A 2,604-nucleotide genomic window follows, 5' to 3' on the forward strand; every position below is an offset into this window, starting at 1 on the left:
CACGGCGCAACACACGTGGTTCGACCCGAAAGTCCTTGCGGCCGAGGGAGTTCTTGATGGTGATCTCCCAGAGGCTTACTGCGCTAAACCAGAGGTCGTTGCCGGGATCGTTTAGCAGCTTGCGCGCACTGGCCGTGAGCCGCTTGGAGTTGCCGGCCGCCCAGAGCAACACCTGGGTGTCGAGCAGCAGCTTCACGCGCCGAGGCCGAACAAGGCGGCAATCTCATCCTCGCCCATGCGGTCGAAGTCCTTGGGCACCGCGATCTCGCCTGCCAGAAAGCCCAGACGCTGCGGCGCATCGGGCGCGTCGAGTCCGGCGACCTTCACCAGCGGCTTGCCAGCCTTGGCGATCACGAAGGCTTCGCCCTGTGCAGCCTGCTCGACCAGCTTGGACAGTTGAGTCTTGGCTTCGTGGATATTGACAGTGATCACGGCGAGTAAACTAAGGGTGATAAACTAAGTCTATCACGACCCACGGCGCGCGGGAAGCGCGCGCGCATCATCGACCCGCCGGCCCGCTGAACCACACCGCGTTCGGCGCCTCCGAACGCGCCGCCGCGATGTCGGGCCAGCCGTCGCCGTCCAGATCGCCTACGGCCACGCCGTACACCGAGCCCTTGCCGTCGCCCCACGGCGTGTCGGTAAAGCGCGGCACGCGCGCGCCGCCGGTGTTGAAGAGCACTGATCCCACCGCCTCCTGCCGCCCCACCACGAGATCGGGCTTCGCGTCGCGATTCATGTCGGCAATGGCCACCGAATACGGCGCACCACCAGCCGACGCCAATGCCACGGGCGCATCGAACGCGCGACGGCCCGTGCCGATGTACACGAAGAGCCCGTCGCGTTCATCACCCACCACTACATCAGTCACGCGGTCGCCGTTGATGTCAGCCGTCGCGGCGGCACGGATCTGCGACTTCGCCGGACCAAGTGGCATTGGCGGCTCACGGAACGCACCGGTGCCGTCGTTCCAGAAGATCAGGTTCTGGCCACCGTCGCGGTGCGGAACCACGAGGTCGGTCTTGCCGTCGCCATCGAGATCACTGGCCACGATGATGGTGGCGGACTGCGTCGCGAGCGGCGTGCACGCGGGAAACGCGCCCGCGCCATTGTTGAGACACACGAAACTCGGCCGTGGCGCCGCCGGGTTGGAGCTGCGATTGGCGACGATCAGATCAGGGCGCTGGTCGCCGTTCAGATCGGCCACGGTCACGTAGCGCGTGCTCCATGCCGCCTCGCCAAAGGTGCCGCTCACGCGGAAGTGCCCGGCCCCGTCGTTGAGGTAGATGAGCTTCCGATCGGGCCTGTCGTTACTCGCCACGATATCGAGATCGCCATCGCCATCGAGGTCGGCGAGCGCCGCCGAGTACGTACGATCGGCAGAATCGGCCAGAGGCTGGGTGGAAAAGTGTCCCTTGCCGTCGTTCCGCAGGATCTGATCGACCAACGGCCAGTGGCGCCCCTTGGCAAGGATCACATCCAGCGTCCCGTTGCCGTCGATATCACCGAGGCTCACGCTGGCCGAGGTTTCGCTGGTGGTCTCGAGCAGCAACACCCGATGGAAGGTGCGGGGAATGCTGGTCTGAGAGGCCACGGCAGCGCTTCCGGCCACGCACAGCGCGAGCGCCATCACGGTGCGAAACGGGTGGCGGAGCAACGAGGACGGAGTCATCAGGAGAACGTACGGCGCTGGCGTCCCGCAAGCCATCGCCCCATGCGCTACGTTGTGTGCGCCACGCATCGCCATCTGGCGACAACACGCTTCCCACCGGGCCTACACCCATCACCACAACGGCACGCACATGACGACCTTCCTTCGCATCGGCATCACGGCCGGCGTGCTCTGTTTTACCACCGCGTGCGCGCACCAGCGCGGCACCACGGGCCGCGAGGTGCTGAACCCGCCCGGCCTGGCGCCGCTCGTGCCGGCGTATTCCGTGGCCATTCGCTCCGGCGATCAGATCTTCGTGTCGGGTATGACCGGCATGAAGCCGGGCACGCAGGATATCGTCGCCGGAGGCGTGGGCGTGCAAACGCGACAGACGCTCGAGAACATCCGCACCGCGCTGCAATCCGGTGGCCTCACGATGGCCGATGTGGACGAATGCACCGTCTTCCTCAAGGACATCGCCGACTACGCCGCGATGAATACGGTGTACGCCGAGTTCTTTCCCGTGGCGCCGCCCGCGCGCGCAACACTGGCGGTGACAGCACTGCCACGACCGGCCGCGCTGGTGGAGATCAAGTGCAGCGCCCGCATCCAGCGGCGCACCAAGTGACCCGTCCGTAGACGCGTCAGTATTCGTTGAAAATGCGCTGAATCTCGCGCGGATCCTTCGTCTTCGTGAGCGCCACCATCAGCAGGATGCGCGCCTTGGTGGCCGTCAGGTGCAACGCGGTCACACCGGGTGGCACCGGCGCCGCGGCCGGGCGTGCAACACTATCACGTGACGCGGGATCACGCTGCGCCGTCGTATCCACGCGTGCCGGCGGCGGCGGGCCATCACCACCACCCCCACCGTTCACGTTCTCGCCCGACGTGAACGACGTCACCACCACCACACCCGTCTGACGCAGCGCGCGGTAGGTCGCGTTCTCGGCCGC

Annotated in this window: 4 protein-coding genes and 1 pseudogene; 1 reads left to right on the forward strand and 4 read right to left on the reverse strand. The window is 66.3% G+C overall.

Annotation, left to right across the window (positions count from 1 at the left end):
- From ACIQ6O_RS16145 to ACIQ6O_RS16155, 3 genes are all read right to left on the reverse strand, one after another.
- Window positions 1-196, reverse strand: a 196-nt coding sequence (locus ACIQ6O_RS16145; protein ID WP_396208797.1) for a type II toxin-antitoxin system VapC family toxin, incomplete at its 3' end; no start/stop codon positions are given.
- On the reverse strand, window positions 193-432 hold the full coding sequence (locus tag ACIQ6O_RS16150; protein WP_396208798.1) for a type II toxin-antitoxin system Phd/YefM family antitoxin: 240 nt from the start codon (window positions 430-432) through the stop codon (window positions 193-195). The genes ACIQ6O_RS16150 and ACIQ6O_RS16145, both read right to left, overlap by 4 nt.
- A gap of 67 nt (window positions 433-499) precedes the next feature.
- The gene (locus ACIQ6O_RS16155) at window positions 500-1,672 is read right to left on the reverse strand and encodes an FG-GAP repeat domain-containing protein (protein WP_396208799.1); all 1,173 of its coding nucleotides are present in this window, start codon (window positions 1,670-1,672) and stop codon (window positions 500-502) included.
- 130 nt (window positions 1,673-1,802) lie between these two features.
- On the opposite strand from ACIQ6O_RS16155, the gene ACIQ6O_RS16160 reads away from it, so the two are divergent.
- On the forward strand, window positions 1,803-2,279 hold the full coding sequence (locus ACIQ6O_RS16160) for a RidA family protein (RefSeq protein ID WP_396208800.1): 477 nt from the start codon (window positions 1,803-1,805) through the stop codon (window positions 2,277-2,279).
- Between the two features lie 16 nt (window positions 2,280-2,295).
- On the opposite strand, the pseudogene ACIQ6O_RS16165 reads toward ACIQ6O_RS16160, so the two are convergent.
- A pseudogene (locus ACIQ6O_RS16165) lies at window positions 2,296-2,604 on the reverse strand (hypothetical protein); the annotation flags it as partial.

The sequence above is a fragment of the Gemmatimonas sp. genome, assembly GCF_044345575.1.
Classification (GTDB): Bacteria; Gemmatimonadota; Gemmatimonadetes; order Gemmatimonadales; family Gemmatimonadaceae; genus Gemmatimonas.